At 58.3% G+C, this 23,751-nt stretch carries 23 protein-coding genes and 3 pseudogenes; 16 read left to right on the top strand and 10 right to left on the bottom strand.

Annotated features, from left to right (window positions below):
* Window positions 1-532 precede the first annotated feature (532 nt).
* On the top strand, window positions 533-769 hold the full coding sequence (locus H1204_RS47045) for a hypothetical protein (protein WP_180735738.1): 237 nt from the start codon (window positions 533-535) through the stop codon (window positions 767-769).
* Between the two features lie 599 nt (window positions 770-1,368).
* Here the strand turns inward: H1204_RS47045 and H1204_RS47040 are convergent.
* Both H1204_RS47040 and H1204_RS47035 read right to left on the bottom strand, forming a co-directional pair.
* Window positions 1,369-1,515 carry a hypothetical protein gene (locus tag H1204_RS47040; protein ID WP_180735737.1) on the bottom strand — a complete coding sequence of 49 codons (147 nt, stop codon included), beginning with the start codon at window positions 1,513-1,515 and terminating at the stop codon, window positions 1,369-1,371.
* Window positions 1,516-1,667: 152 nt separating this feature from the next.
* Window positions 1,668-2,534 (bottom strand): MurR/RpiR family transcriptional regulator, encoded by an 867-nt coding sequence (locus H1204_RS47035; RefSeq protein WP_243469125.1) that lies wholly within the window; start codon window positions 2,532-2,534, stop codon window positions 1,668-1,670.
* A 238-nt stretch (window positions 2,535-2,772) separates the two neighbouring features.
* Here H1204_RS47035 and H1204_RS47030 point away from each other — a divergent pair, with 238 nt between their 5' ends.
* The 9 genes and pseudogenes from H1204_RS47030 to H1204_RS46985 form a co-directional block, all read left to right on the top strand.
* Window positions 2,773-3,558 carry an ABC transporter substrate-binding protein gene (locus tag H1204_RS47030; protein WP_180735735.1) on the top strand — a complete coding sequence of 262 codons (786 nt, stop codon included), beginning with the start codon at window positions 2,773-2,775 and terminating at the stop codon, window positions 3,556-3,558.
* A gap of 74 nt (window positions 3,559-3,632) precedes the next feature.
* Window positions 3,633-4,763: a succinylglutamate desuccinylase/aspartoacylase family protein gene (locus tag H1204_RS47025; protein ID WP_180735734.1), complete on the top strand. Its 1,131-nt coding sequence runs from the start codon at window positions 3,633-3,635 to the stop codon at window positions 4,761-4,763.
* A 674-nt stretch (window positions 4,764-5,437) separates the two neighbouring features.
* Complete coding sequence (locus H1204_RS47015; RefSeq protein ID WP_243469054.1) at window positions 5,438-6,220, top strand: asparaginase; 783 nt, start codon at window positions 5,438-5,440, stop codon at window positions 6,218-6,220.
* Between the two features lie 23 nt (window positions 6,221-6,243).
* Window positions 6,244-6,996: an amino acid ABC transporter ATP-binding protein gene (locus H1204_RS47010; RefSeq protein ID WP_180735732.1), complete on the top strand. Its 753-nt coding sequence runs from the start codon at window positions 6,244-6,246 to the stop codon at window positions 6,994-6,996.
* Window positions 6,997-7,087: 91 nt separating this feature from the next.
* Window positions 7,088-7,918: a glutamate ABC transporter substrate-binding protein gene (locus H1204_RS47005; protein WP_180735731.1), complete on the top strand. Its 831-nt coding sequence runs from the start codon at window positions 7,088-7,090 to the stop codon at window positions 7,916-7,918.
* On the top strand, window positions 7,914-8,621 hold the full coding sequence (locus H1204_RS47000) for an amino acid ABC transporter permease (protein ID WP_346015804.1): 708 nt from the start codon (window positions 7,914-7,916) through the stop codon (window positions 8,619-8,621). The genes H1204_RS47005 and H1204_RS47000 overlap by 5 nt, the downstream gene beginning before the upstream one ends.
* The gene (locus tag H1204_RS46995) at window positions 8,618-9,427 is read left to right on the top strand and encodes an amino acid ABC transporter permease (RefSeq protein WP_180735729.1); all 810 of its coding nucleotides are present in this window, start codon (window positions 8,618-8,620) and stop codon (window positions 9,425-9,427) included. Before H1204_RS47000 ends, H1204_RS46995 begins: the two co-directional genes overlap by 4 nt.
* Before the next feature lie 723 nt (window positions 9,428-10,150).
* Window positions 10,151-10,273: pseudogene (locus H1204_RS46990) on the top strand (TetR/AcrR family transcriptional regulator); the annotation flags it as partial.
* Between the two features lie 598 nt (window positions 10,274-10,871).
* Window positions 10,872-11,141: pseudogene (locus tag H1204_RS46985) on the top strand (glycosyltransferase); the annotation flags it as partial.
* A 264-nt stretch (window positions 11,142-11,405) separates the two neighbouring features.
* On the opposite strand, the gene H1204_RS46980 reads toward H1204_RS46985, so the two are convergent.
* Window positions 11,406-11,630: a CDGSH iron-sulfur domain-containing protein gene (locus H1204_RS46980; protein ID WP_180735727.1), complete on the bottom strand. Its 225-nt coding sequence runs from the start codon at window positions 11,628-11,630 to the stop codon at window positions 11,406-11,408.
* A gap of 404 nt (window positions 11,631-12,034) precedes the next feature.
* Between H1204_RS46980 and H1204_RS46975 the strand changes: the two genes are divergently transcribed.
* Window positions 12,035-12,847, top strand: a complete 813-nt coding sequence (locus H1204_RS46975) for an IS5 family transposase (protein WP_180735120.1) — start codon at window positions 12,035-12,037, stop codon at window positions 12,845-12,847.
* A gap of 72 nt (window positions 12,848-12,919) precedes the next feature.
* Here H1204_RS46975 and H1204_RS46970 read toward each other — a convergent pair whose 3' ends face one another.
* A complete protein-coding gene (locus H1204_RS46970) occupies window positions 12,920-13,921 on the bottom strand; it encodes a LysR family transcriptional regulator (protein WP_180735726.1) in 1,002 nt (333 codons plus the stop codon).
* 265 nt (window positions 13,922-14,186) lie between these two features.
* Here H1204_RS46970 and H1204_RS46965 point away from each other — a divergent pair, with 265 nt between their 5' ends.
* The gene (locus H1204_RS46965; RefSeq protein WP_180736362.1) at window positions 14,187-14,978 is read left to right on the top strand and encodes a GntR family transcriptional regulator; all 792 of its coding nucleotides are present in this window, start codon (window positions 14,187-14,189) and stop codon (window positions 14,976-14,978) included.
* 134 nt (window positions 14,979-15,112) lie between these two features.
* Here the strand turns inward: H1204_RS46965 and H1204_RS46960 are convergent, their stop codons facing one another.
* From H1204_RS46960 to H1204_RS46935, 6 genes and pseudogenes are all read right to left on the bottom strand, one after another.
* Window positions 15,113-15,478 carry a DUF4148 domain-containing protein gene (locus tag H1204_RS46960; RefSeq protein WP_180735725.1) on the bottom strand — a complete coding sequence of 122 codons (366 nt, stop codon included), beginning with the start codon at window positions 15,476-15,478 and terminating at the stop codon, window positions 15,113-15,115.
* Between the two features lie 359 nt (window positions 15,479-15,837).
* A pseudogene (locus H1204_RS46955) lies at window positions 15,838-16,454 on the bottom strand (DUF1109 domain-containing protein).
* 20 nt (window positions 16,455-16,474) lie between these two features.
* Window positions 16,475-17,167, bottom strand: a complete 693-nt coding sequence (locus H1204_RS46950; protein WP_243469053.1) for a sigma-70 family RNA polymerase sigma factor — start codon at window positions 17,165-17,167, stop codon at window positions 16,475-16,477.
* A complete protein-coding gene (locus H1204_RS46945; RefSeq protein WP_346015790.1) occupies window positions 17,133-17,657 on the bottom strand; it encodes a DoxX family protein in 525 nt (174 codons plus the stop codon). Before H1204_RS46945 ends, H1204_RS46950 begins: the two co-directional genes overlap by 35 nt.
* A gap of 698 nt (window positions 17,658-18,355) precedes the next feature.
* Window positions 18,356-18,649 (bottom strand): fumarylacetoacetate hydrolase family protein, encoded by a 294-nt coding sequence (locus H1204_RS46940; protein WP_180735724.1) that lies wholly within the window; start codon window positions 18,647-18,649, stop codon window positions 18,356-18,358.
* A 13-nt stretch (window positions 18,650-18,662) separates the two neighbouring features.
* Window positions 18,663-19,568 (bottom strand): LysR family transcriptional regulator, encoded by a 906-nt coding sequence (locus H1204_RS46935; protein ID WP_180735723.1) that lies wholly within the window; start codon window positions 19,566-19,568, stop codon window positions 18,663-18,665.
* Window positions 19,569-19,698: 130 nt separating this feature from the next.
* Here H1204_RS46935 and H1204_RS46930 point away from each other — a divergent pair, with 130 nt between their 5' ends.
* From H1204_RS46930 to H1204_RS46915, 4 genes are all read left to right on the top strand, one after another.
* The gene (locus H1204_RS46930; protein WP_180736359.1) at window positions 19,699-20,559 is read left to right on the top strand and encodes an alpha/beta fold hydrolase; all 861 of its coding nucleotides are present in this window, start codon (window positions 19,699-19,701) and stop codon (window positions 20,557-20,559) included.
* Between the two features lie 88 nt (window positions 20,560-20,647).
* The gene (locus H1204_RS46925; protein ID WP_180735722.1) at window positions 20,648-21,154 is read left to right on the top strand and encodes a DUF417 family protein; all 507 of its coding nucleotides are present in this window, start codon (window positions 20,648-20,650) and stop codon (window positions 21,152-21,154) included.
* Between the two features lie 90 nt (window positions 21,155-21,244).
* Window positions 21,245-21,784, top strand: a complete 540-nt coding sequence (locus H1204_RS46920) for a carboxymuconolactone decarboxylase family protein (protein WP_180735721.1) — start codon at window positions 21,245-21,247, stop codon at window positions 21,782-21,784.
* 207 nt (window positions 21,785-21,991) lie between these two features.
* Entirely contained in the window at window positions 21,992-23,422 is a 1,431-nt protein-coding gene (locus H1204_RS46915) for an alpha/beta fold hydrolase (RefSeq protein ID WP_180735720.1), read from the top strand.
* Window positions 23,423-23,751 lie beyond the last annotated feature (329 nt).

Genomic DNA, 23,751 nt, shown 5'->3' with positions numbered 1-23,751 from the left:
CCATATAATATTATATGGAATCCATACAATATAGGGAGACGCATATTTGAGAGGTGAGATTCAACGGTGATTGCACATGTGCAAGGCTTATCTTTCAATCTCACTGATCGTCGTCATTGTGCTGGCCTGATGGCTCGTTTGGGTCGACGGATGTGGACGGTGGCGTTGACTTCCCCATCTCGGTTCGTCGATTGCTGCAGGCGTGGGCAAGTCGGGAACCGTCAACTACGTGGTCGCTTTGGGCCCCGTCGTAGGGCACCGATCAGTGACACATTTCCTTCGGTGATAAGCGTTTGAATTGTTGGTGCTTTTTTCCGGGCGATGGGCTGGACGCTCGTAGTGACACCATTCCAGGCGCAACGGAGACAGATTCCCTTCGTTCTACGGCCTGCAATGGTGATGGTCGTGTTATCACTATTGAGTGCACAGGGCAACAGATGCTTCCAGGTAGCTTCAAATCGGAGCGGACGCCGTGAGTTTTCTTCGTCGAATCCTGAGCGCCGCAACGGTCTGCGCGGTTGTCACTGGATGCGTGTCGCAGCCGATCGGGCCGGCGGTCGCGGTGAAGCCGGGGCGCGACAAGCCGTTCACCGTTTTTCTCCAGGACGATGCGCAGTGCAGGCAGTATGCGAGGGAGCAGTTGACGCGCGGCGCGGACACGCGCGCTGCGAGCGACGCCCAGGTGCCGCGGGTACAACTGAATGTGGAGCAAAGATACGATCTCGCGTACCTGGAATGCATGCGGGCGAAGGGAAACGAGGTGCCGTAGCGTGCGGGCGCCACCCACGCAGCATGATCAAGTGACCTTTCGCGAGCCGCCACGCCAGCTATTCGCTGATGACAGCTCCATGGCTTGCGCTTCGGGAACCGGTGAACGGCCGGGTCGCGCTCGAGGTCGATCGCGAGAGCGTATGCGCCGAGAGCTTTGGCCATCGCGCCAGCATGGAGACCAGATTGGCGCGCGCCGCCCAATACACGCGCGAGAGCGATACTCGGGACCGGAATTAACCGCACGACGCTGTGCGCAATACGCAACTACCCGTCCGTGGCGGCCAGCGATTGTCGTCTGTGCAAGATCGCTGTTGACGCATTGCAAAGCAGCCTTGAGCGGCGCAAGCCGGTGCGCGCAGAACCATCTTCTGTCAGGATCGCGACGGGCGCACCGTCACACCAAGGCCGCGGAAGTCGGGAAACTCCTGGTGATTACAAACGGTATGTACGGATGTTCGGCGCGCACATGGATATCAAGGTACAGGGAAATTCTGGTCGAAATAGACTGGCGCGAAGTTTGCGCGAAGAACGTTTGGCGGTTGACCGTTTCTGCCGGCGCTTGTGTTTTATTGATGGGCGCATGTCAGAAAATTCCAACTACCGGAGGTCGCCGTTGATTCTTACTTTCATTGGCTCCAGGCCTCGCGAATTGGCGTAAACCTCTACAGTGGCGTCGGTCAGGTGGCCGAGCAGCGCCTTGGTATCGATGCCGCCCTGCTCGATGCGAACGTCTGGCAGCAGCACCTAGTGGCTCATCCAACACCGACCGGGCAGATATCGGCAATGGCGGACACGGCTCCGTCCGGGAAGTGAACCTTCGCACGCCGACATCTGCCCTCGACATCGACTTCAGCTGAAGGCTCCGCAACCGCCCCGAGACGCTTCTGGCGGCAAACCTATTTGCGCTTGCGGCCGCCGTCAGCCGTGGATACGTGGAGATAGGACAGGACGCTTTCGGTCAGCTCTGCGGCGAGACCGACCGCCTCCTTATTGCGCGCAATGACAGCCGCAACCAGTCCTTCGATGATTGTTAGCGCAGCGACGTTGGAACTGGTCAATACCGGGTGCTCGACCGGCGCATACAGAACGTCATCCGCAATCTGAGCCAGCGGGGAAGCCGGGGAGTCGGTAATTGCCACCACCTTCGCGCCACGGTCCCGCGCGAAACGTGCGAGTCGTGCGGTATCGAGCGAATACCGCGGCAACGAGATCGCCAGCAGCACGTCGCTCGCACCGATCATCGCCAGGCGGTAGGCCGCGTGTTCATTACCTCCCTCCATGCAGATGGCGATGGCATCCGCACAAAACGGAACGAGATTGGCCGCAGCCATGCCGGCAAGGTACGCGCTGTTGCCAAAGCCCAGAACATAGATGCGCCGAGCCTCGACCAGCGTAGCGACGATGCTTTCGAACACCTGCTCCCGATTCGGATTCTCGACAGCGACAAGGTTAGCCTGCGTGGTCCTGAGCTGCTCTTGCAGTCCGAACACGCCGGATGGGCGTTGGGCCAGTTCGGCACGCAGCTTGTCGACCGGCGACACCACTTCGTGCAACGTGCCCACCAGTGCGGCTTTCAGTCCGGAATAGCCGCCAAGTTCGAGCGAGCGCGCGAGACGGTTGACCGCAGCTGGAGAGGTTTGGGTCGCGGCAGCCAGCTCTTCAATGGTCAGCGTGGCGGCCTTGAGGGGATGTCGCAACAAGTAATCCGCCACCCTGCCGAGCGCTGGCGGCAGGCGTGGACGAACCATGGCGATATGGCGCATCACGGAAGACTCATACAGAGCCGTGGAACTACTCGACATGGCGTGTCTCACGCGAATGGGAATGGCGAACTTGTAACCTGGCCGGCTCTCTCCTGGCAAGTTCCAGCGCGCAGCATGACACAAAATATATCATAAAGGCAACACAGTGAAAATTCTTATGTCACATGCGCGAGCAACCGGTAAAAATGCCTGGCACGGTCCGCTACCGTGCACGACACCAATACAGAGGAGATAGTCGATGAAGAAGGCCCTTATCCCGTTGTCCATCGCCTTGCTGAGCGCTTCGATGGGCGTTGCCGCCAAGGACTGGACGGAAGTCCGCTTTGGCGTGGATCCAACCTACGCTCCGTTCGAATACAAGGCGCCGGACGGGAAAGTGATCGGCTTCGACGTCGATCTTGGCAACGAAATCTGCAGGCGCATCCAGGCCAGGTGCGTGTGGGTGGAAAGCGATTTTGACGGCATGATTCCGGCGCTCAAGGCCCGCAAGTTCGACGGCGTGCTGTCGTCGATGTCGAAGACCGAGAAGCGCATGAAGGAAATCGACTTCTCGTCCAAGCTCTTCCACGACCCGACCAACCTGGTCGCCAGGACCGGTAGCGGGCTCCTCCCGACCGCCGAATCACTCAAGGGCAAGAACGTGGGCGTGGAGCAAGGCACGACGCAAGAGACGTTTGCCAAGACGTACTGGGAAGCCAAGGGCGTCAATATCGTGCCGTACAAGAACCAGGACCTGGTCGAACAGGACCTGCTGGCGGGCCGTCTCGACGCCTCGCTGCAGGACACCGTGATGGCAAAGAACGGCTTCCTGAAGAAGCCGGCCGCAAAGGACTTCAGCCTTGCTGGCCCGGCAATCGAGGATGAGAAGACGCTTGGTCACGGCACGGCGGTCGGTCTGCGCAAGGAAGACACCGATCTGAAGGCCAAGATCGATGGCGCCATCGCCGGCATGCTCAAGGATGGCACGTACAAGAAGATCGAAGAAAAATACTTCGACTTCGACGTGTACGGCGCCAAGGATTAAGCTGCCATCCGCTGGGGCCGGTCCTGTTTCAGGGCCCCAGCTAGTCCGCCGAGGCACATCATGTGAGCACCACCATGCAACGACGCGATTACCCCCTTCTCTCACCCAGTCTTGGTGCGACCCGCCAGCTGACAAGTTTCCATTTCGGTCATGCTGAAAGTGGCGAAAAGGTGTATATCCAGGCCTCACTGCACGCCGACGAACTTCCCGGCATGCTGGTGACGTGGCATCTGAAAAGCGCACTCAAAACGCTGGAAGCCGCGGGCCACGTGCGCGGTGAAATCGTGCTCGTGCCGCAAGCCAACCCAATCGGGCATGACCAGACGTTGCTCGGTCAACAGCTCGGCCGGTTCGAACTTGCATCGGGAGAAAACTTCAACAGGTCGTACCCCGAACTGGCAACGAAGATCTATCCGCGAATCAAGTCGCAGTTGAGCAGCGACCGCCAGAACAATACGCGCTTGATCCGTGTCGCGCTTCGGGAGGCGGTTCATGAGATGACAGTTCGAACCGAATTGTCGAGCCTGCGTCAACAGCTGATGTGCCTCGCTGTCGACGCCGATGTCGTGCTCGATCTGCATTGCGATTTCAAGGCTGCGCTGCATGTCTACACCGGCACGCCGTTGTGGAAGTCCTGCGAGCCGCTAGCGCGCTATCTGGGATCGTCCGCACAGTTCCTGTGCACCCAAGCGGGTGGCGACCCGTTCGACGAGGCGTGCTGCCGCCCGTGGTGGGAACTGCAAGCGCTGGCCGACGCCGACGGGCTCAAAGCACCCATCGAACCGGGCTGCCTCGCCGTCACCGTCGAGCTGCGCGGACAAGCCGACGTCAACCACGCAGTAGCGCGCCAGGACGCTGAAGCAATTCTCGATTTCCTGCGTCACCGCGGCGTCGTTGCCGACTGCGGAGCACCGCCTCAACCAGAACTGAAATATCCCGCAACGCCTTTGAGCGGATCCGAAAACCTGTGCACACCCCACGCCGGCGTCGTCGCGTTTCTGGTGGAACCGGGTACGGTCGTCGAGGCTGGCCAGCCCGTGGTCGAAGTGATCGACCCGATAAGCGACTCCGTGACGGTGTTGTCATCGCAGTACGGAGGCATGCTATATGCGGTGGAAAACCGCCACTACGCCACGAGCGGAATATGGCTCGCCAAGGTAGCTACGCAAACAGCATTCAAGACTGGCCCGTTATTGTCTGCGTAGGAGACGCGCCGCACGTAAGAAGGGCCAGCACCTGCATCTCCTGGATCGCTCGCGTCTCGGCGATGCGCCCTGCGCACGGATCAGTGACAGTGTTTCAGATGGCACAAGGAATGGAGGCATCACCATCGACGTGAGAACGCCGCGAAAGGCCTTCCATGTTCCGGGGGGCAATTCGCGTCGGCTGGTAAATGGTGGATATATCAACTACTAACAAAGTTAGGATACCTATGATCGTAAAAACGAGGGTTATCCTGAACTTGCTAACAATTGATGCTCTGTCAAGATACGTTGACTACACAACTTTATAGAAATCTTGTGATAGTGAGGGCTGCATGGCACGAGACTCGCATTTGCGGCGTTCTCAGTTGGGACGGTAGGCCCGATCCGCTTTTCGGGGGGAGCCGTATCGGGTGAACATCACCAGGTTGCATAACGGGATAAGCGATGAAGTTCAATCACGAGCCACTTGCCGTGGCGAGACGTAACGATCACATTGAGTGCGTTCACAGCGGTTCCGTCGCGGTCGTCGACACCACTGGCCGGCTCATTGCATATGCGGGCGATCCGGCCGCCTACACGTTTTCGCGATCTGCACTGAAACCGTTTCAGGCCTTACCCTTCACCCTTGCGGGGGCATCCAGAAGTTCGGCTTCACCGAGCAGCAGACAGCGCTGATGTGTGCGAGCCACTCGGGCGAAGACGTCCACGTCCACGCGGTCTCAGACATGCTCGCAAAGGCGGACTGCACCGAGCGGGATCTTCGTTGCGGCTGTCATATGCCAGAGCGATTCCTCCATGGCGAGGCCGTGCCACCCGGCTTCGCCATGGACCAGAGACACAATAACTGCTCCGGCAAACACGCCGGGTTTCTGGCCTATTGCCAGATGGGTGGGTACTCCACATACGACTACCTTGACTCGTCGCACTTTCTGCAGCGTGAAATCGTCAAGGTGGTGAGCGACCTCTCGGAGACTAGCCCGACGCAATTCTGGTACGGGACGGACGGATGTAGTGCGCCAAATATCGGGTTGCCGCTATCCCGCCTCGCAAAGATCTGGGCGCGCTTTGGCGCCGCACGCAGGGATGCCGACGAATTCCAGAGAGGCATGGCCACCCTGGCGGACGCCATGATGAACTGGCCTGAGATGTATTCGGGCACTGGACGTGCCGACAACGCGTTGACCCGGTCCGGGCGCGGAAAGTGGGTGAGCAAGACGGGAGCGCAGGGCGTGCGCTGTGTGGGGGCTCGAGTGCACGGTCTGGGTATCGCGCTCAAGGTCGGTGGCGGTGACTATCCGACTGCCTACGCGGTGACGATCGAGGTCATGCGACAGCTGGGCATTCTGGATGCCGAAACTACCAGTGAACTACAGGAATGGCTTGAGCCCGTACTGCGCAACTGCAACGGGTCTGCGGTGGGTCAATTGTCATGTGATTTCAAGCTGAAATACGTGTGAATCAGGTACCAGTCGGGGTTGCAATGTCGAAAGTCACGAACAGTCCTCTCATTTCTATCCGGGCTGTAAGCAAGTTCTTCGGGACAAAGCAAGTCCTGCATAACATCAATCTTGATGTTATGCCCGGCGAAGTTGTCGTTATTGTCGGACCCTCCGGCTCCGGTAAATCCACGCTGTGCAGATGCATAAACAGGCTGGAGACAATCGACGGGGGCGAGATAAGCATCGCTGGCAAAATCCAGCCGGAAGAAGGGAGGGCTCTGGCCAGATTCCGATCAGAGGTCGGCATGGTCTTCCAGTCGTTTAATCTGTTCGCTCATTTGACCGTTCTACAAAACATAACAATAGGCCCTATCAAGGTCCTCAAGCAGTCACTCGAAGAGGCGGAGGCGGGCGCGCGCGACTTACTCAGGAAAGTCGGTATCGCCGAAAAGGAGAACGCGTACCCGGCGCAACTTTCGGGCGGCCAGCAACAGCGGGTCGCGTTGGCGCGTTCGCTGGCGATGAAACCGAGAGTCATGCTGTTCGATGAACCGACTTCTGCGCTTGATCCAGAAATGGTGTCCGAGGTGTTGAATGTAATGGTCGAACTCGCGAATAACGGTATGACCATGATTGTGGTTACCCATGAGATGGGTTTTGCCAATAAAGCCGCCGACCGCGTCGTCTTCATGGACGATGGGCGAATTGTCGAGGAGGGTCGTCCCGGGGTGTTTTTCAGATCACCGCAGTCCGACAGGGCGCAGGATTTCCTGTCGAAGATTTTAAGTCACTGATTTTTAAAAGGAGGGGCGTCGCTAGCACTGTAAGAGATCAGAGTAACCACTAACGGCTGAAGCCCATGATAACGAGATTGGAGACACTCAAATGAAAGTAGCAAAGCTGAAGGCAATTGTCGCGTTGTTAGCAGTAGGGCTGACCTTATCGGCGGTCGCCTCGGGTGAAACATTCCCGGCCGGCTCGACCATGGACGCAATACAGAAGAAGGGCAAGGTTGTAGTGGGGACGTCTCTCGATGGCCCTGGCTTCTCGTTGCTGAACCCAACGACCAACAAGGCAGAGGGCTTCGAGATCGATATCGCGCGGCAGCTGGCCAAGAAGCTGACGGGCTCGGAGAACAACGTCGAATTCGTTCCCGTGCTGAGCGCAAACCGGTTCGCGTTCGTCCAAACCGGACGGGTTGATATCGCTCTAGCTACCGCCACCATCAACGACGAACGCAAGAAAATCATCGGATTCGCCGGACCGTACTACCTGGCTGGTCAGGACGTCATGGTTGGCAAGAACAGTGACATACACAGCCTGAGTGACCTCAATGGCAAAACGGTGTGCGTCGTAACGGGCACGGATTCGGGCGCGAATCTGCTCAAGGTGGCACCAAAGGCCGAGATTCACTCTCTGACGGATGAAAAGAGCTGCGCCGAGGCCGTCTCCGATGGTCGCTTTGCCGCTTTGACTGACGATGGCGCCGTTCTGGTTCCGTTCGTGAAGCTGCAACCGGATCACCTGAGGCTTCTTGGCAAGCCGTTTACAAAAGAGCCGTACGGTATCGTTGTGAAGCACGATGACGTGCAGTTCAGGAACTGGATCAACGGCGAACTCGAGGCCATGATCAAGTCCGGTCAATGGCAGAGCATGTACGACAGAGACCTGAAGGACTTCGGCGAAGCGCAGGTTCCCACCATCGAGCGGTATTAATCGCGATTGCATCGTTGGCCTGGCTGGCCAGGAGGTCAGCCGGGCCGACTCCGGAGAGGGACTCGGGTATGTTCTGGATTATGTCTTTCGGTTTGTACAGGGGATAGGCGTCACCCTCGAACTTTCTTTCTGTTCAATCATCCTGGCATTCGTCATCGGCGTCTTGCTGGCGATCACGCGGATATGTCCCTCGCCACCACTGCGTTTTTTCGCCTGGTGTTACGTCGAAGCGATGCGTGCGACGCCGATCCTCGCGCTTCTCGTCATGATCGTGTGGGGCCTTCCCAAGCTTGGCTTTATGTACTCCGAATTCTCTTCGTCAGTGCTGGCGCTCGGCCTCTATACCGCAGCGTGGATATCGGAGGCGATCAGGTCAGGAGTGGGTTCGATTGCGACAGGTCAGGTAGAGGCAGCGCGGAGTCTCGGCATGTCGTTCGGGCAGATCCTGCATTCCATCGTGATCCCTCAGGCTGTTCGCTCGGTCATTCCATCGCTGAGCGGGATCATCATTGTCCACATCAAGACCACATCCATTGCGGCCGTTGCGGGGGTTCTGGAAATCACCGCTACGTCACAGATCATCAATGTCGAAACTGCTCAATGGTTATGGTTCCTCGGGGCCGCTGCCTCTTACCTGGTGCTTACCGTACCAACGGGGTGGATCTTCAAAGCGATTGAACAAAGAGCGGTGTTTGTACGATGAACGAAACCAGATTGCTGTATGAGCCACCGGGCCCCATCGGGGTCATGAGAAACCGGTTGTATGCCGTCGGGGGCGGAGCATTCGTCGTGGCGCTGACCTCCTCAGTTTTATATAAGCTGTATCAGAGAGGGCAGTTCGATGACGATCGGTGGGCGGTCTTTCTGAACACTCAGGTGTGGAGTTTTCTCCTGACCGGTCTGGAAGCCACGCTGTTGGTCGCAGCGATCAGCGGTATTCTCTCGTTCGCCTTCTCGATACCGATTGCGCTGATGCGCATCTCCGATCAGCCCATTGTCAGAAAGATCGCGGAAGTCTTTATCTCGGCTTTTCGCGCGGTTCCGCTGTTGCTGCTGATCCTTTTTATGGCGGTTCTTCTGCCAACCATTGGCGTGGCGTGGCCCGCCATTGCGTTTCTGCTCATCGCGCTAACCCTGCATCACTCGGCGCTAATGGCTGAGATAGTCAGGGCGGGCATCCTTTCCGTGCCGCGGGGGCAACGGGAGGCCGCACTCTCAATCGGGATGAGTCAGGTGAAGTCGATGCATTACATCATTCTTCCCCAGGCAATTCGCAGGATGATGCCTGCACTGATTGGCCAGTTGCTGGCCATTGTTCAGGATACTTCTCTCGGCTACATCATCCCTTACAACGAGCTGCTCCGTTGCTCGCAACTTATATCGACATATGCCCCACAGTCGCTGCTCCAGGCCGCATTCGTTTCGACGTTACTCTATGGCATCGTCAGTGTGATACTGATGATCGTTCAGTTCAGGGTAAGAAGTCGCGTTCAAGGTGCCGAGTGTTAGTAGCCCCCTTGGAGCATGCCGGCTTCATTTGGCCGCTGGCCGGCATCTCGCGCCATATATCGGCGGCATCCTGCCTGTCCACCACTACCGTGTCCGGTGGTACGGCGGCCGCACGACGGCTCGGCGTCAGATCGTAATGTGGCGCGATTGTTGGCTGCCCGTCCTCGAATCAGATAGGTCCAACGAGCACACAACCGGCTCAGCGGTACCTATCTTCGGAGCCGGAGACGTCTTTCATGGTGCGTTGACGCTCTCCGGCGCAGCGACACATCTCGAAGTCGCCGAGTCTGTCGCTCAACAAATGCGCGCGGGGACGAATTTGTCTTGTCTGCTCGGAGCAAGCAGAGAATTGTGCGACCGCATGTATTCGAAGTAGTGAGGAACGTTTCAAGCTGGGCATTTTCTTGCCGCCGGATAGATTCGTCGTCGCGGTGCGAATCGCCGCAGGCGCGACGGGCGAGCCGTGGTGCCTTCCTGTTATCGCGGTATGCAGCGAAAGTTACGAATGAATGGCCACTTTCGACGCGGAAACAGCCTGATCGATCGCGTACTTGCGTGTCCGCTCAGGGTCGACACCGATCCGATCACCGATTATTGCAAGCGTAATTGCCGTGATAACCAGGCAGTTATCACGGATTGAAGGCATCAGCGCATCTCGTCGCACCAGTAATGACGATGGGTTGAATAGTAGTGCAGCATTTGCGCCACGATCGTCTTTCGCCGGTGAAACCGATGCGTCTGACCAGAGAGCAAAGCAAGGAGCAGATGAGCGAACGTCTGCTGAATGCAGCGCGCGATATCTTTTCGACGAAGGGTTTCATTGCGGCGAGCGTCGAAGATATCGCGGTGGAACTCTGGATTCAACCCTGCGCACCATGCGCCGATCTTTACGGACAATCGCCAGCGCGCCTCTTAGTCTGCAACGGCGTTCGTCGCCGTTCACTATCGCCGGGAGCAGATGCACCGAAAACTGCTTGGACGATTGGATTACCATCGCGACTGGTGGGACTGGGGCAGCGCCCGGCGTTGAGCTTTCGCCCTCGCTAACCTGTTGCGGTACTGAGGGTGATCGTATTGATGCCTGGTTGGATGGGCACGCGCGGTTCATCTGGAGACGCGCACTGATAATACCTGCGCGGTGGCCGCTCCCGGATTCTGCTGGTCCTTCATTGGGGGGCGAACAAGGTTCGTGATATAGCTCACGTCTGCCCCGGCGACTGTGGGCGCCCCTGAGACACGTTGGTGCTCGGGTAGCCTGCAGGCCGGATCGACGATTCCCGCGCGAGCGCGATCGTCGGGAACGCCGTATGCGATTCGTAACCAGCCGGTCGTCGCAGTAGACGCCCACGCCCCGGTTCGAGCAGGTCGGATCAACGGACAGCGTTGCGCTATCTTCTGTTTCCCTCGTGCTCGCGTGGAATCAGCACACGAGGGGAGTTACCCGATGCGTGTTGCACAGATCGCGCCTTTACACGAGGCCGTACCCCCAGCGCTTTACGGCGGAACGGAACGGGTAGTCTCGTACCTTACGGAAGCTCTGGTAGACCTCGACCACGACGTCACGCTGTTCGCGAGCGGCGACTCGCACACCCGGGCGCAACTCGATGCGGCCTGGCCGCATTCGCTACGCCTGGATCCGTCCATTTCCGGTCCGCTTGCGCCGCACCTCGCGATGCTTGAACATGTCCTTCGCCGGGCGCATGAGTTCGACATCGTTGCTTTGCGAGATCAATGCCGAGGATGTCGATTTCCATGATGGGCATCCACACGTCAGATTTCCGGATCGTCAGTGTCCCCGAAGGGGGCGTCGGGTGAATCTCAGGAAATTCTGGCGGTTTCTACGGAAAATAGCCAATACATCAATGACTCGCGCGGCTCGCCATCGTGCAATGTTCGCTGAACCGCGAACCATTGCTGCGGGGCGGCGGCTCGCGGCTCCACGACCGCTAGATTATGCATGAGAAGTACAATCACCCCATCAAGGTGTTTGCCCTTTTTGCGGTTTTTCGTCGAGATTGCTCGAGAACCCAACTTTCTTGTGTGAGCCGTCGCACAGTGGCTTGTGGCTCGACTGACCGCACCGGCATAGCCAGACTTCGTTCTTGCCCGCGGCGATTGGTTGCCCGCTCTGGGTGGTAATCTGGAAGTCACCTGTGATGTGGTACGGGCCGTCATTCTGTGTTGTGATGATTGCAGTCGACATGTGCGCCTCCAATGAGGATGAATCGCGCAAGCCTGCGCAGCACTGGGCTCTCAATTGGGACAACCCGGCAGCAGGTCCAGTTTCAGTCTATATCGGGATGGGAAGAAGGATGATCTGTTTCTTGCCGCGCGATCGTGCAAAGTGTGGCACAAGACGCGCCACTGCGGCATCGTGCTGGGGACACTGCCGAACGTGTTCTTCATGTCCGGGGTGTCGCGCACCGCGAGCAAATCAGGAATTGACGTCCGCAATTCAATGAACGCGCTATTCGGACAGGAAGGGCGGTGAGGGCTACACGTTGCAGGCGGTTCCGTAAAGAGCGGAAATGCGAAGGCGCAACTGACGCGACCAATCCGAACTAGACGGTGTTAGGCACTTCCGGTCAAACCTGGTACCCTGGAGGCATGACAAAAGAGAAACGTAAAGCCTACCCGACAGACGTGTCAGACGAAGAATGGAGCTTCGTGGCAGCGTATCTGACGTTGATGGATGAGAGTGCGCCACAGCGGAAATATGAGTTGCGGGAGATGTTCAATGCGTTGCGCTGGATGGCTCGCGCTGGGGCTGCTTGGCGAATGCTGCCGACCAACTTTCCACCGTGGGAACTCGTGTACCAGCAGACGCAACGATGGCTGGCGGCCGGCTGTTTCGAGTGCATGGTGAGTGACCTTCGTTCGATCGTCCGTGTGGCGCAGGGGCGGCAGGGGCAGCCCAGCGCGGTGATCCTTGATGGCCGTACGTTGCAATCGACATGTGAAAGCGGTCCACGCGCAGGCTATGACGGCTACAAGCGCAAGCGTGGCAGCAAGGTGCATATGGCGGTCGACACGCTGGGTCAGTTGCTCGCCGTACACGTGACACCGGCCAACGAGCAGGAACGGGCCCAGGTGGCAGAACTGGCGCGCCAGGTGCAACAGGCAACGGGAGAAACCGTGAAAGTGGCCTTTGCCGATCAGGGTTACACGGGCGAAGATCCTGCGCAGGCCGCGCGCGCCCAGGGAATTGATCTCCAGGTGGTCAAGCTCGATGAAGCGAAAAAGGGTTTCGTGCTGTTGCCACGGCGATGGGTAGTCGAGCGCAGCTTCGGATGGCTCAACCGCTTTCGACGCCTTGCACGTGACTACGAACGCTTGCCCGAAACACTCGCAGGCCTGCATTTTGTCGTCTTCGCCATGCTTATGCTTGTCCATGCAATTCCAGTACTTCGAAGTTCCTAACACCGTCTAGCTCCTGCGTCGTCCCAAGGCTAATTGTCGCCCGTAAAACGATGGTGAGAGTGTTTGAGGTCGTCATCGGGACGCGTGTTCCAGAATCGCTGTATCCTCGGCGTTGGCGTCTCTCAAACCAGTTAACGCGATTTTGCGTGAACGAGGCGATACTCGTCGGTCTGGCTGCTCAGATTCCCGAAAAAAGGAAATGCAGTGGTCCACGAAGTCCCTCACCCTCCTGGGCAAAGTACGACGATGTACAAATGCGATATCGAGTTCGGCCACGGGATCGGTCAACTCGTACTCGGGCAGCACACGCACCAGACGTCCGCTCTCCATATACCGTTGAACGATGCGCGTGGGCAACAGTGCGATGCCATAACCGTTTAACGCAAGCTGCACGGCGATGCATTCATTCATCACGGCGTGAAGACGTGCGTTGTGCGGGAGCGAAATCCCTGTTACTTTAACCGAACCGCATTCGGGATCCCATTTGCTTGCTCGCGTATTGATGAATGTATGACCCGTAAAATCGAGCGATGATGGTACGGGTGGACTTGCTTCGAGATACGCGCGTGTTGCTACGAGCACTGAACTGGAACGAACGAGCGGACGGCAAATTGCAGCCGCGTCCTGAACCAGAAAAGCGGGATAAATTGCCGCATCATAGTTTCCATGTTCGAGGCGCAAAGGCTCGCCGGTTGTCGTTACCGCAACGCGTATGTCGGGCGTCGCCAACAGATATTCGTCAACGAGCTGTGACAGACCAGTCTCGACCGCGAATGGATGGGCGGCGAGTCGAAGTACGCCTTTTTGGGTGTTGCGCTGCTCTGCAAGCCGTAACTCCTCGCGATCGAGCCGCTCCAGAATCTCCGCGCATGAAGCGAAGTACGCTCGGGCGTCGTCTGCGAGCGAGACATGGCGTGTTGACCGATTGACCAATCTGGTGCTTGTATGCGACTCCAGGCTTGTGATCGCACGGGATAACGTAGCGGGCGACATCCCCAAATGTTTCGCAGCTGTCGTGAAGCTCTGAAACTTGATGACGGCGACGAACGCCCTAATCGAAATCAGATGATCCATTCGATGGTTCCGCAGGAAGAAACTCCGGTAGCCGTCCCACATCCGGGACAGAAATTTGGCGGTGTGTGTTGTTTGCGATCCACCTGTGTCAACACATCAGAGCGTCTGAATATTCCCAGTTCATTGAAAACGGATGTCTCTTCGCACTGCAAGCGTCGGGCTTCGGGTAGTGGCGGGGACGCCGCCCATACCTGCGAAGGGGGTACAATCCGCAAACTTCAAATCCGCGCGATCAGTCGCTTTGTTGCTCGTCCGCTCATTGCCCATGCCGCCACGTCGCCCTACGGTTGAGATCGATTCTCCGATACCGCTCTACCGACAGATCAAAGACACCCTACGCGTCGGCATTCTGAACGGCGAGTATGCGCCTCACAGCCGCATGCCCTCCGAGAGTGAGCTTCAGGCCATGTTCGCCGTGAGCCGCATCACGATTCGACAGGCGCTCGGCGATCTTGAGAAGGAAGGCCTGATCTTCAAGGTGCATGGCAAAGGCTCGTTCGTCTCTCAGCCGAGGACGACGTTTCAGGACATCGCCACGCTGCAGGGTTTCGCCGAGGCGATGTCGGGCAGCGGGCATGAGATCGTCAATCGCGTGATGTCGTTCCGAATTGCGCGGGCACCTGCTGAGGTCTCGAGGAAGCTCGGCTTGCCAGACGGGGCCAACGTCGCGGAAATCCATCGCGTCCGACTGCTCAATCGCAAGCCTGTTTCTTACGAGGTCACATTCTTGCCAGAACAACTCGGCGATAAGCTGCAACGTGCGGATCTCGCCACGCGCGACATTTTCCTCATTCTTGAAAACGACTGTGGGGTCGCTTTGGGGAGCGCCGATTTGAGCATCGATGCGATATCGGCGAGTGCCCCTATTGCGCGTGCGCTCAAGATCAAAGCGGGTGCACCGATGCTGCGGATCGAACGACTCACGCACGATAGCCGAGGTCAGCCAATCGACTTCGAATATCTCTATTTCAGGAGCGGGACGTTCCAGTATCGGTTGCGTATCGACAGAAAGCCTGCTCGGACAGCAGAAACACAAAAGCCACGAAGCAAGCGATAGGAGTGTTCCGTTTGTCTGGGAGTTCGGGATCGCCCAGTCCCCAGACGACGCACCAGTGACGTGCGCATTCGGGAGCAGCCTTGGCGCACCGCGTGGCTCATATCGCATTGCCAGGTCACCTTTATCGGAACCGATCAGCTGCCAAAATAGATATCGCAGAAGCTGACCGGACCGACACAGCCGTCGTCGTGAGCGGGCCCGTTGAGCATCGGGCGTGACTCGTGCACGGCAGAGCGCCCCGTTTCGGTCGAGCCGTTCATCTCGGGACCGACGGCGCTGTCATTTGCATGCGCAGCTTTCTGCCGGTCGACCAGATTCTGATAGATCGGGCTCACATCCGGATACGACGAATCGGTCACGTACATGGAACCGTTCTGTTCCGCCTCGATCAGTTCCTGGCGAACCTGCTCCCGCGTTTTGCCTTGTGCTTGCGCGGTACCGATGACGCCGACCGACGCGCTGGAAAGAAGCAATATAGCCATCACTTTGCGAACTTGCATGTTGAAACCTCCGAAGAGCTGATGTCCGGCGCGACGCGGAGGAGCGGGAACACTAGCCGTCTGAATGCGGCATCATTCACCGGACCGTGTCGCCCTTGCGCCGCCTGATCGGCGCGGCATGTCGATGCAACCTGGAAGGTTCTCATCGTGCTGCCGCCGATTCAGGCTGGCTATCTGATAGATCGGGATAGGGCGAGAGCGGGTTACAGCAAAACGCGGCTTTTTTTCACGTAGCGGCTTCGCATCTCACGCTCTCGTCCCCGCCGGAATGATTTCAAGAAGAAAGTCGACACGCTGGCGTCGATCTCAGACCGTAGTGCGCGCGCAACCATGGTGTCATCTCGACACACGGTGAATCCTTACCACCGCATCGCGCATGGACCGAGAAGGCCACCGACGAGAGCAGGCACCGCCATGCCAATCAGGTACCACGTTGCCCAGAACGGCACATGCATCTCGGGCAGCGCAGGCAGTAAGCCAGTGAGCCTAAAGCTCCAGCAAGAAGTCCTGTGGCAGCGCCGGCGAGTCGGGGACGTGTAGGAGCCAGTCCGCGCATGGCCCACAGCAATGCGCCGAGCGCTGGCACCGAGAGCAGCATGATTTTTAGCGAGCAGTAACGCCACGTGTGCCCCAATATCAGGTCGCCGCGCGCTTCGGGGGCGGCAAGCGCAAGCACGATAAGTGCGACAAGCCATACGATGCCCACGGGAAGTATCAGCGCCGCCCAGGCGCGGCCGACGCGCACACCCGGCTGTGACAGACGCGACGTCACGCACGTGGCCGAAAGCGTCATCGCGAGCGGCAATGCCAGCTTCGCCCAGAAGACCGGCATCGTTGCGCGCGTTATAAGGCTGGTGCCGTCACCGGGCAATATCACAAGCAACAACAGCGCCGCGGTGAGACTGACAGCAAGGCCAAAGCCGAGGCGGCCGGCCACCGCTGAGCGCGAAGGTGAGCGAGGACCATCCGCGAGCATGACGATCAAATCTTGTGTATTCATTTTGACTTCCCCCGGATTTTTGCCGCAAGTGCCTTAAGGCCGCGATGCACGCCAACCTTTACCGCTGACTCGGAAAGGCCCATCGCCGCCGCAGTTTCAGCAACGGACAAGCCCCACAGCTTCATGTGTTCAATCGGCCCTCGCTGCCGCGGCGGCAGCGTGGCCAGCAACTGCTGCAGATCGCGTTGGGCTTCGAGCATGTCAAAATTCGATTCAGCTTCCGCCTCCGAATCCTCATCAAGTGGTTCGAACAGCGCACTGCGGCGAACCGCCGAGCGGACGTGATCTGCGAGCTTGTATCGTGCGATCGCACTGATCCATGCGGTAAGAGGCACCTCCGGCCTGAACGTATCGAGACCCTTGTGCACGGCGAGAAGAATTTCCTGTATCAGATCTTCGATGTCCGCGTCCTGCTGGCGCAAGTGTTTCCGCAAACGGGTGCGTAGATGGCACGCCAATTTCTCGAGAAACATTCGATACGCGTGCCTGTCACCGTTGATCGAACGCGTGAGCAGTGCCGTGAGCTGGCGTTCAGCTTCTGACATCATTGAGTTCGCATCGAGACTTTTCGTCGCGGTCGTCTGTATCTCGCGGCCAGCACGGGGAGGCAATGTCATCGCCACGAAGGACGTCAAGCGGTCGACGTTACGCACGTCACGCCCGCGATAAGCCGTCAACGCGGCGGGCATACCAGCGCCTGAGCATACCGTCCACGGCCAGGGGCCCCGGGCCATCGAACGCGAGCGCAATCAGGCCCGCAACGTAAAGCAGATCTGTTTCATAACCCGGCGGACCGAACTTTGGTATCCCACCTGTTACCGACATCAACTTGATCGAAGCGAATCCGAATTGCAGGTGCACCGTGAGTGTGGCCACGAGCAGCACGGCGAGCATCGGAATTGTGACGAGCGGCACGAATGCGCCGACGAGGATCGCGAAGCCGCCAAGCAGTTCTATGACGATGGTGCTCCATGCCATCAGATGAGGGGCCGGAACGCCAAGCGCGTGGAGGATTGCAACGAAGTTTTCCGGATTCTTGACGAGCTTTGCATAACCGTGTGCCATAAAGCCGTAGCCCACGATCAGTCGGATAGGCAGAGCTGAGAATCGCTCGAAGCGGGCCGCGAGCCAGGATGGATTTACAACAAGGAGTAGAGAGCGAAAGAGATTCATGGGCATTGAATGTCGAGATGGTCGAGAGAAAACGAGCACACCGGCACCGTGTGAATCGGCCGGATAGTCGCTGCATTTGATAGATCGTCGCGAACTGAAGATTGGTTACAGCAGCAACCGCAATTTTGGGATTCCGTGAACCTTTTATTTCAGTGCGCGATCATGCCCGCTGGATCGCCATGCGACGACATGTTATGACGTGCTATGACATAATATGATTCGTTATATCAATAAATATCGAATACGCCTCTTGCTGTCTTCCGGACGGGCACAAAGCTATCGTTCTAGTTGATCATGTGCTCGACGTCGGCAGTGCTGACCACTGCAGCCGTTGGTTGATGGTTGCGCCAGCGGCAGCGCTGCAGCGCTGCAGCGCGATTTTTCGGGCGGTGAGGGGGCCTGTTGGCGCTCGTCCATCGCGCTGAGCCTTCACGCAAACGGCTTGTTCACTGCGTAACCTGTCCGATGTCCAATGCGCACATTTCGGCCATAGCCGCCGCTGGCCGGTGATCCGCTCAGTGGCGGTAATTGTCGCTCAGCAGCCAACCGACCAACAGTTCACGTGAATGTCAGCTGTGGTAGTTCTGCAAAGGCAGGGGACGACCCTCAACTGCCATTCGAATTCCTGGCCACGCAATGACAGCCTTCGGGGCGCAACGGTCGCTCACCCCAGCAACCGGGTAGGCACGTTAATGACAGAGCTATCAGATGCGTGATGTCGCATTCCAGCACGTCACCGGGTGCCATGAACGGATTTTGCACAACCCGACTCCCGGCGGCGCTCCTGTCGCGAGCATGTCGCCAGGAAGCAGCGTCATGTGCGTCGAGAAGTAGGCGAGAGTCTCGCCGATCGAGAACACCGTGTCGCTCGAGTTGCCTTGCTGCTCGAACTGGCCGTTCAACTTTGTCCACAACCCAAGATTCTCACCATCGACGCCGTACCGTATTGCCCAATGCACGTCATCGGTATCGCCAGAATTCGTAGTTGCTCGCCCCACAGGTGTCGACTTCTCAAAGTTTTGCTTCCTTCACCCGTTCTCGCAACAGCGGAACCACGAAGTCGACGAATGTGCGCAGTTTCAGCGGCAGTCGGCGTTGCCTGTCATAGACGAGATGAAGCGGGCGCGGCTCGGGCTCGAATTTCTGCAGGACGACACGCAGCCGCTGCTGCCGTACATACTCAACCACCTGATAGGACATCGCCCGAACCAGCCCGGTGCCCGACAGCCCGGCGTCGATTGCGGCATCGATGGTGTTGACGCTCAAGCGCGGCAGTATGGAAGTTTTGATCTCCTCGCCTTCAGACCAGAAGCTCCATTGCACCGACGCCGAAATGCTTTCGAACGAGATCACGCTGTGAAGGGCCAGATCTTCCGGTTTGGTGGGCTCGCCCCGAGTGTCGAGATAGTCCGGACTGCCGCAGACAACGCGCCTGATCGAGCCCAATCCCACCGCGACCAGATTGCTGTCGGGAAGGTCACCCAGCCGCAGCGCCACGTCGACCTGATCGTCAAGCAAATGGGTGACCCGATCAGTCAGCACCAGGCCCACCGAGACCTCCGGATACGAAGCAAGAAAGCGCGTTACGACGGGCAGCACATGCAGCCTGCCGAACATGATCGGCGCAGTCACAACCAGGTCGCCTTTCGGCTCTGCATATTCTCCCGCAGCGATCCGCTCCGCTTCGACCACCTGCTCCAGAATGGCTTTCGCCGACACTGCGTAAGACCGTCCAGCGGCCGTCAATTCGAGCCCTTTCGTCGAGCGGACCAGTAGCGTTGCTCTCAGGTGCGTCTCCAGATCGGCCATCTTGCGGCTGACCGTGGCGAGCGGAACACCAAGCTTCCGGCTCGCCTTCGAAAAACTCCCCGTCTCCACTGCGGCGAGAAACACCGCCATCGCATCGAGTTGATCCATGGCCTTCCAGAAAATGAGAGGTCGCTTTCACATTTTACTGTCTATCGCCACTTTCCGGGAATGCACAGAATGCTTTCACGACGTCGACAGGCGGTCGAATCGAAAAGCGATTCATTCCACGGAGCCAATAATGAACACGCGCACATACCATCGCGCAATTGATGTGAACGGTCGAAAGGTCTTCTATCGTGAGGCGGGTGATCGGAAGTCACCAACGATTCTCCTTTTACACGGCCTGCCGACCAGTAGCCAGATGTACCGCGGCCTCATGTCAGTATTGGCAGACCGGTTTCATCTGATCGCTCCCGACTATATCGGCTTCGGTTATTCGGACGCGCCGCTGCGCAGCGAGTTCACCTACACGTTCGACAATCTGGCCGTCTACGTGTCGGGATTGATCGATGCACTCGGACTCGACTCGTACATTCTCTACATGCAGGACTACGGCGGTCCCGTGGGCTTTCGTCTCTTCACGCAGCGCCCGGAGCGGGTGAAGGGCTTCATCATCCAGAATGCCAACGCATACATGGAAGGCGTGGGAGACGCACCCAAAAAGGTTCTGCTGCCGTTGTGGGAACAACGAACTGCCGAAACCGAAAAACCGGCACGCGAGTTCGTCAGCCTCGAAGGAACCCGATACCACTGGCTGGTCGGTGCAAAAGAACCTGAGGCCATCAATCCGGATAACTGGCTTTTGGACCAGGCACTGCTCGACCGTCCAGGCGTACAGGATTATCAGGTCGATCTTCTCGAAGACTACAAATCGAACATCGGGCTCTACCCGACCTGGCAGCGGGCATTCCGCGATCACAAGCCGAAAACGTTGATCGTGTGGGGAAAGAACGACCCGTTCTTCATTCCGCGCGGCGCGAGAGCTTATCTCGGCGATCTGCCAGACGCGAAGCTCGTCTGGCTCGATGCAGGACATTACGTTCTCGACGAAAACTCAAGCCAGGTTGCAGCAGAAATCAAGTCGTTCTTTAGCGCTTAACCCAAATCTTCGACTCGCATTGCAGCCTCGGATGTGTTGCGAGTGGGAGACCATTTTCCTGATTGTTTTCTTTATATGGAGTTTCATCATGGCATCGACCAATCAATCGACGTTATCGGAGTTTGCAGTCGCAGAACGAGCCTCAGGGGCTTACGCATCGCAGGCCCTCCTGCGATGGTCTCTGGTTATCGTATTTCTGTGGTTTGGCGGTATGAAGTATACGAGCTACGAGGCGCACGGTATTGCCCCGTTCATCGCCAATAGCCCGATCATGAGCTGGCTGCACGTGGCATTCGGCATCCAGGGTGCAAGTTATGTGATCGGCACGCTGGAGCTTTCCACCGCAGTCGCCCTTGCAGCCGGCGCATTCGTTCCCGTGCTCTCTGCCCTCGGTGCAGCGATGTCGGCAATGACATACCTGATCACGCTGACTTTTTTTGTCACGACACCGGGCGTAGCTGAGGCAACCGCCGGTGGCTTCCCCGCCATTTCCGCGCTGCCAGGTCAGTTTCTGCTCAAGGATCTGGTACTTCTCGCGGCTTCACTCAGTCTTCTGGCGACGTCGTTGCCGCGCCTATTTGCGAAGACACGTTGACTGATCCCTGACGCCGCGCGACCCCGTTCGTCGCGCAGCATTTGAAACGCACTTTCAATTTTTCTCAACCGAAGCAAAAGGAGTATGACCATGACGACCATCAATGTCCCCACACGTGAAGATGTTTCCCCCGCTAACCAGGCGATTTTCGACAAGCTAAAGGGTAGCCTCGGCATGGTGCCGAACTTGTATGCGACGCTGGCCCATTCCGAACATGCGCTCGGCAACTACCTGGCATTCCAGAACGCAAAGAGTTCGATCGTCGGCAAGGCTCGCGAAGTTGTGAACCTCGTCGTCAGTCAGGTCAATGCGTGTGAGTATTGCCTCGCGGCGCATACGGTTATCGGCAAAATGAATGGGCTGACGGATGAACAGATCCTCGAAGTCCGCGCGGGAACGGCAGGCTTCGACGCAAAACTGGATGCGCTGGCGCGGCTGACGCGCAACATCGTCTTCAACCGTGGCCATGCGGACGCCGCACTGGTGGAAGCCTTTTTCGCAGCAGGCTGGGGAAAGGCGAACCTCGTGGATGTCGTCGTGCTCATCGGAGACAAAACCGTCACGAACTACCTGCACGGAACCACGCGGGTCCCGGTGGATTTTCCGGCTGCACCGGCGCTGCCGGTTTGATTGAGGCGCCGGTGACGGTGGGCTGCCGATGGCCCGCCCTCAACCGGTGCTGGAACCCAGGTGGCCGCTCTCCCTGACTGGTCTCCAGGACCCGGCCACGGCCCCATCCCGGGCACTAATCAAGCCCCTGCGCTTCGGCAACAGGGTCATGCTCGAAGCAATCTTGTCCCGCACTTACCCGGATTACCCGCAAAACTGGAGGTTGTCATGTCTGCTACGCCCACGTATCAAACCGTCTCTGTTCCCGATAGTCGTACCGGTTCGACCATCGATGTGTTCTATCGCGATGCCGGACATAGGGATGCTCCCGTTGTCCTACTGCTGCACGGCTTTCCGACTTCCAGCCACCAGTATCGCGGGCTCATCAGCCGGCTCGCCGACAAATATCGTGTGGTGGCCCCCGACCTGCCCGGCTTTGGTTTCTCCGGTGCACCTGAAGCCAACACCTTTGCCTACACGTTCGACCATCTGGCCGAAGTGGTCGAAAGCTTCACCGATACGATCGGACTGAATCGCTACGCGCTTTATGTGTTTGACTACGGCGCCCCCGTTGGCCTTCAACTGGCTGCGTCGCGGCCGGAGCGCGTGAGCGCGCTGATTTCACAGAACGGCAATGCGTACGAGGAAGGTCTCAGTGAGGGCTGGAATCCGATTCGCGCCTACTGGGAAGCGGCAACGGACGAGAACCGCAACAATCTCCGCACGTTCCTGAAGTCCGAGACGACGTCGTTTCAGTACATGCACGGGGAGTCGGATACCTCGCTGATCGCCCCCGAGTCGTATACGCTTGACCAGCATTTCCTCGATCGGCCGGGCAACGCCGACATTCAACTCGATCTGTTCGGCGACTACAAATCGAACGTAGCGGCGTATCCCCGCTTCCATGAATACTTCCGCACGCATCGTCCGCCGACGCTGGCTGTCTGGGGAAAAAGCGATCCTTTCTTTCTGCCCGCCGGCGCTGAAGCTTTCCGCCGCGATCTCCCGGAAGCTGAAGTTCACTTCGTCGACGCGGGACACTTCCCGCTAGAAACGCATCTCGACGAAGTCGCGGCAATCGTCCGGGCATTTCTGGCGCGGACCGTGGATTCGGCGCAAGGCGCCGCGCTGTTCGGAGAGCTCGGAGAAGCATCGGCACCTGCCGAGGCGAAAGCATTGCTCGACGGCATGCGTGGCGTGTTCGGCTTCGTGCCTAACTTGGGCTACGCGATAGCGGCCGAACCGTCGGTGCTTGGAGCCTATATCGCGATGCTCCAGTCGCTTGGGGCAAGCTCGCTCGATCCGATCGCACAGCAAGTCGCAATGGTCTCCGCAAGCCGCGCAAACGCCGCGGATTACGGCATTGCCGTGCATGCCACTCTCGCGGCGAAACTGGGCGCATCGGCCGACGTCGTCCAGGCACTGAGAAACGGAAGCACAATTCCGGATTCCAGGCTGGAAGCCGTGCGTCGCTTCGCTGCCGCAATCGCGACGAACCGGACGCAGGTATCGGACAGCGACGTCAATGCCCTGAAAGCCGCGGGATTCGATCACCGCGCGATGGTGACCATCGCATTGGCTGCCGCCGCAAAGACACTCGTGAACACGGTGGCTCATCTGTCGCGACCTGAAATCGACGCCGCTTTCCGCGCCGACTAATCGGATAACAGAAAGCCCGACGGGACGGCAGCGCCAATGTCGTCTCGCGATCGCGCGTCGCGAGCAGCACTGACGGGACATTGACCAGCGTTTTCCCGATTCGACCAATGGTGATACGCGATAGGCCGAATCCGACTCTTTCGATTTGCGGCGACATTACCACGATCAGGCACTGCTTGAGCAGTGCTTCCACCTATTCGCGCGAGCAACAATATAAGTTGATCCTTTAAACCTGACTGAGCGTCGAACTGCGCGTTCAGCGGCAGGCGCAGTGTCCTGAACAGCGCGCCGCCGCAAATGGTATTGGGCCCCGACATGGCGGCGAACCG

Source organism: Paraburkholderia sp. PGU19, assembly GCF_013426915.1.
Taxonomy (GTDB): Bacteria; Pseudomonadota; Gammaproteobacteria; order Burkholderiales; family Burkholderiaceae; genus Paraburkholderia.
The sequence above is the reverse complement of the archived record's forward strand: the minus strand, read 5'-3'. Positions and strand labels throughout refer to the sequence as shown.

Bases quoted from the DNA above. Each gene is read 5' to 3' on its own strand.
- H1204_RS47035 (WP_243469125.1), bottom strand. From the start codon at position 2,534: ATGCGCCATATCGCCATGGTTCGTCCACGCCTGCCGCCAGCGCTCGGC.
- H1204_RS47030 (WP_180735735.1), top strand. From the start codon at position 2,773: ATGAAGAAGGCCCTTATCCCGTTGTCCATCGCCTTGCTGAGCGCTTCG.
- H1204_RS47025 (WP_180735734.1), top strand. From the start codon at position 3,633: ATGCAACGACGCGATTACCCCCTTCTCTCACCCAGTCTTGGTGCGACC.
- H1204_RS47015 (WP_243469054.1), top strand. From the start codon at position 5,438: ATGTGTGCGAGCCACTCGGGCGAAGACGTCCACGTCCACGCGGTCTCA.
- H1204_RS47010 (WP_180735732.1), top strand. From the start codon at position 6,244: ATGTCGAAAGTCACGAACAGTCCTCTCATTTCTATCCGGGCTGTAAGC.
- H1204_RS47005 (WP_180735731.1), top strand. From the start codon at position 7,088: ATGAAAGTAGCAAAGCTGAAGGCAATTGTCGCGTTGTTAGCAGTAGGG.
- H1204_RS46995 (WP_180735729.1), top strand. From the start codon at position 8,618: ATGAACGAAACCAGATTGCTGTATGAGCCACCGGGCCCCATCGGGGTC.
- H1204_RS46980 (WP_180735727.1), bottom strand. From the start codon at position 11,630: ATGTCGACTGCAATCATCACAACACAGAATGACGGCCCGTACCACATC.
- H1204_RS46975 (WP_180735120.1), top strand. From the start codon at position 12,035: ATGACAAAAGAGAAACGTAAAGCCTACCCGACAGACGTGTCAGACGAA.
- H1204_RS46970 (WP_180735726.1), bottom strand. From the start codon at position 13,921: ATGGATCATCTGATTTCGATTAGGGCGTTCGTCGCCGTCATCAAGTTT.
- H1204_RS46965 (WP_180736362.1), top strand. From the start codon at position 14,187: ATGCCGCCACGTCGCCCTACGGTTGAGATCGATTCTCCGATACCGCTC.
- H1204_RS46960 (WP_180735725.1), bottom strand. From the start codon at position 15,478: ATGCAAGTTCGCAAAGTGATGGCTATATTGCTTCTTTCCAGCGCGTCG.
- H1204_RS46950 (WP_243469053.1), bottom strand. From the start codon at position 17,167: ATGCCCGCCGCGTTGACGGCTTATCGCGGGCGTGACGTGCGTAACGTC.
- H1204_RS46945 (WP_346015790.1), bottom strand. From the start codon at position 17,657: ATGCCCATGAATCTCTTTCGCTCTCTACTCCTTGTTGTAAATCCATCC.
- H1204_RS46935 (WP_180735723.1), bottom strand. From the start codon at position 19,568: ATGGATCAACTCGATGCGATGGCGGTGTTTCTCGCCGCAGTGGAGACG.
- H1204_RS46930 (WP_180736359.1), top strand. From the start codon at position 19,699: ATGAACACGCGCACATACCATCGCGCAATTGATGTGAACGGTCGAAAG.
- H1204_RS46925 (WP_180735722.1), top strand. From the start codon at position 20,648: ATGGCATCGACCAATCAATCGACGTTATCGGAGTTTGCAGTCGCAGAA.
- H1204_RS46920 (WP_180735721.1), top strand. From the start codon at position 21,245: ATGACGACCATCAATGTCCCCACACGTGAAGATGTTTCCCCCGCTAAC.
- H1204_RS46915 (WP_180735720.1), top strand. From the start codon at position 21,992: ATGTCTGCTACGCCCACGTATCAAACCGTCTCTGTTCCCGATAGTCGT.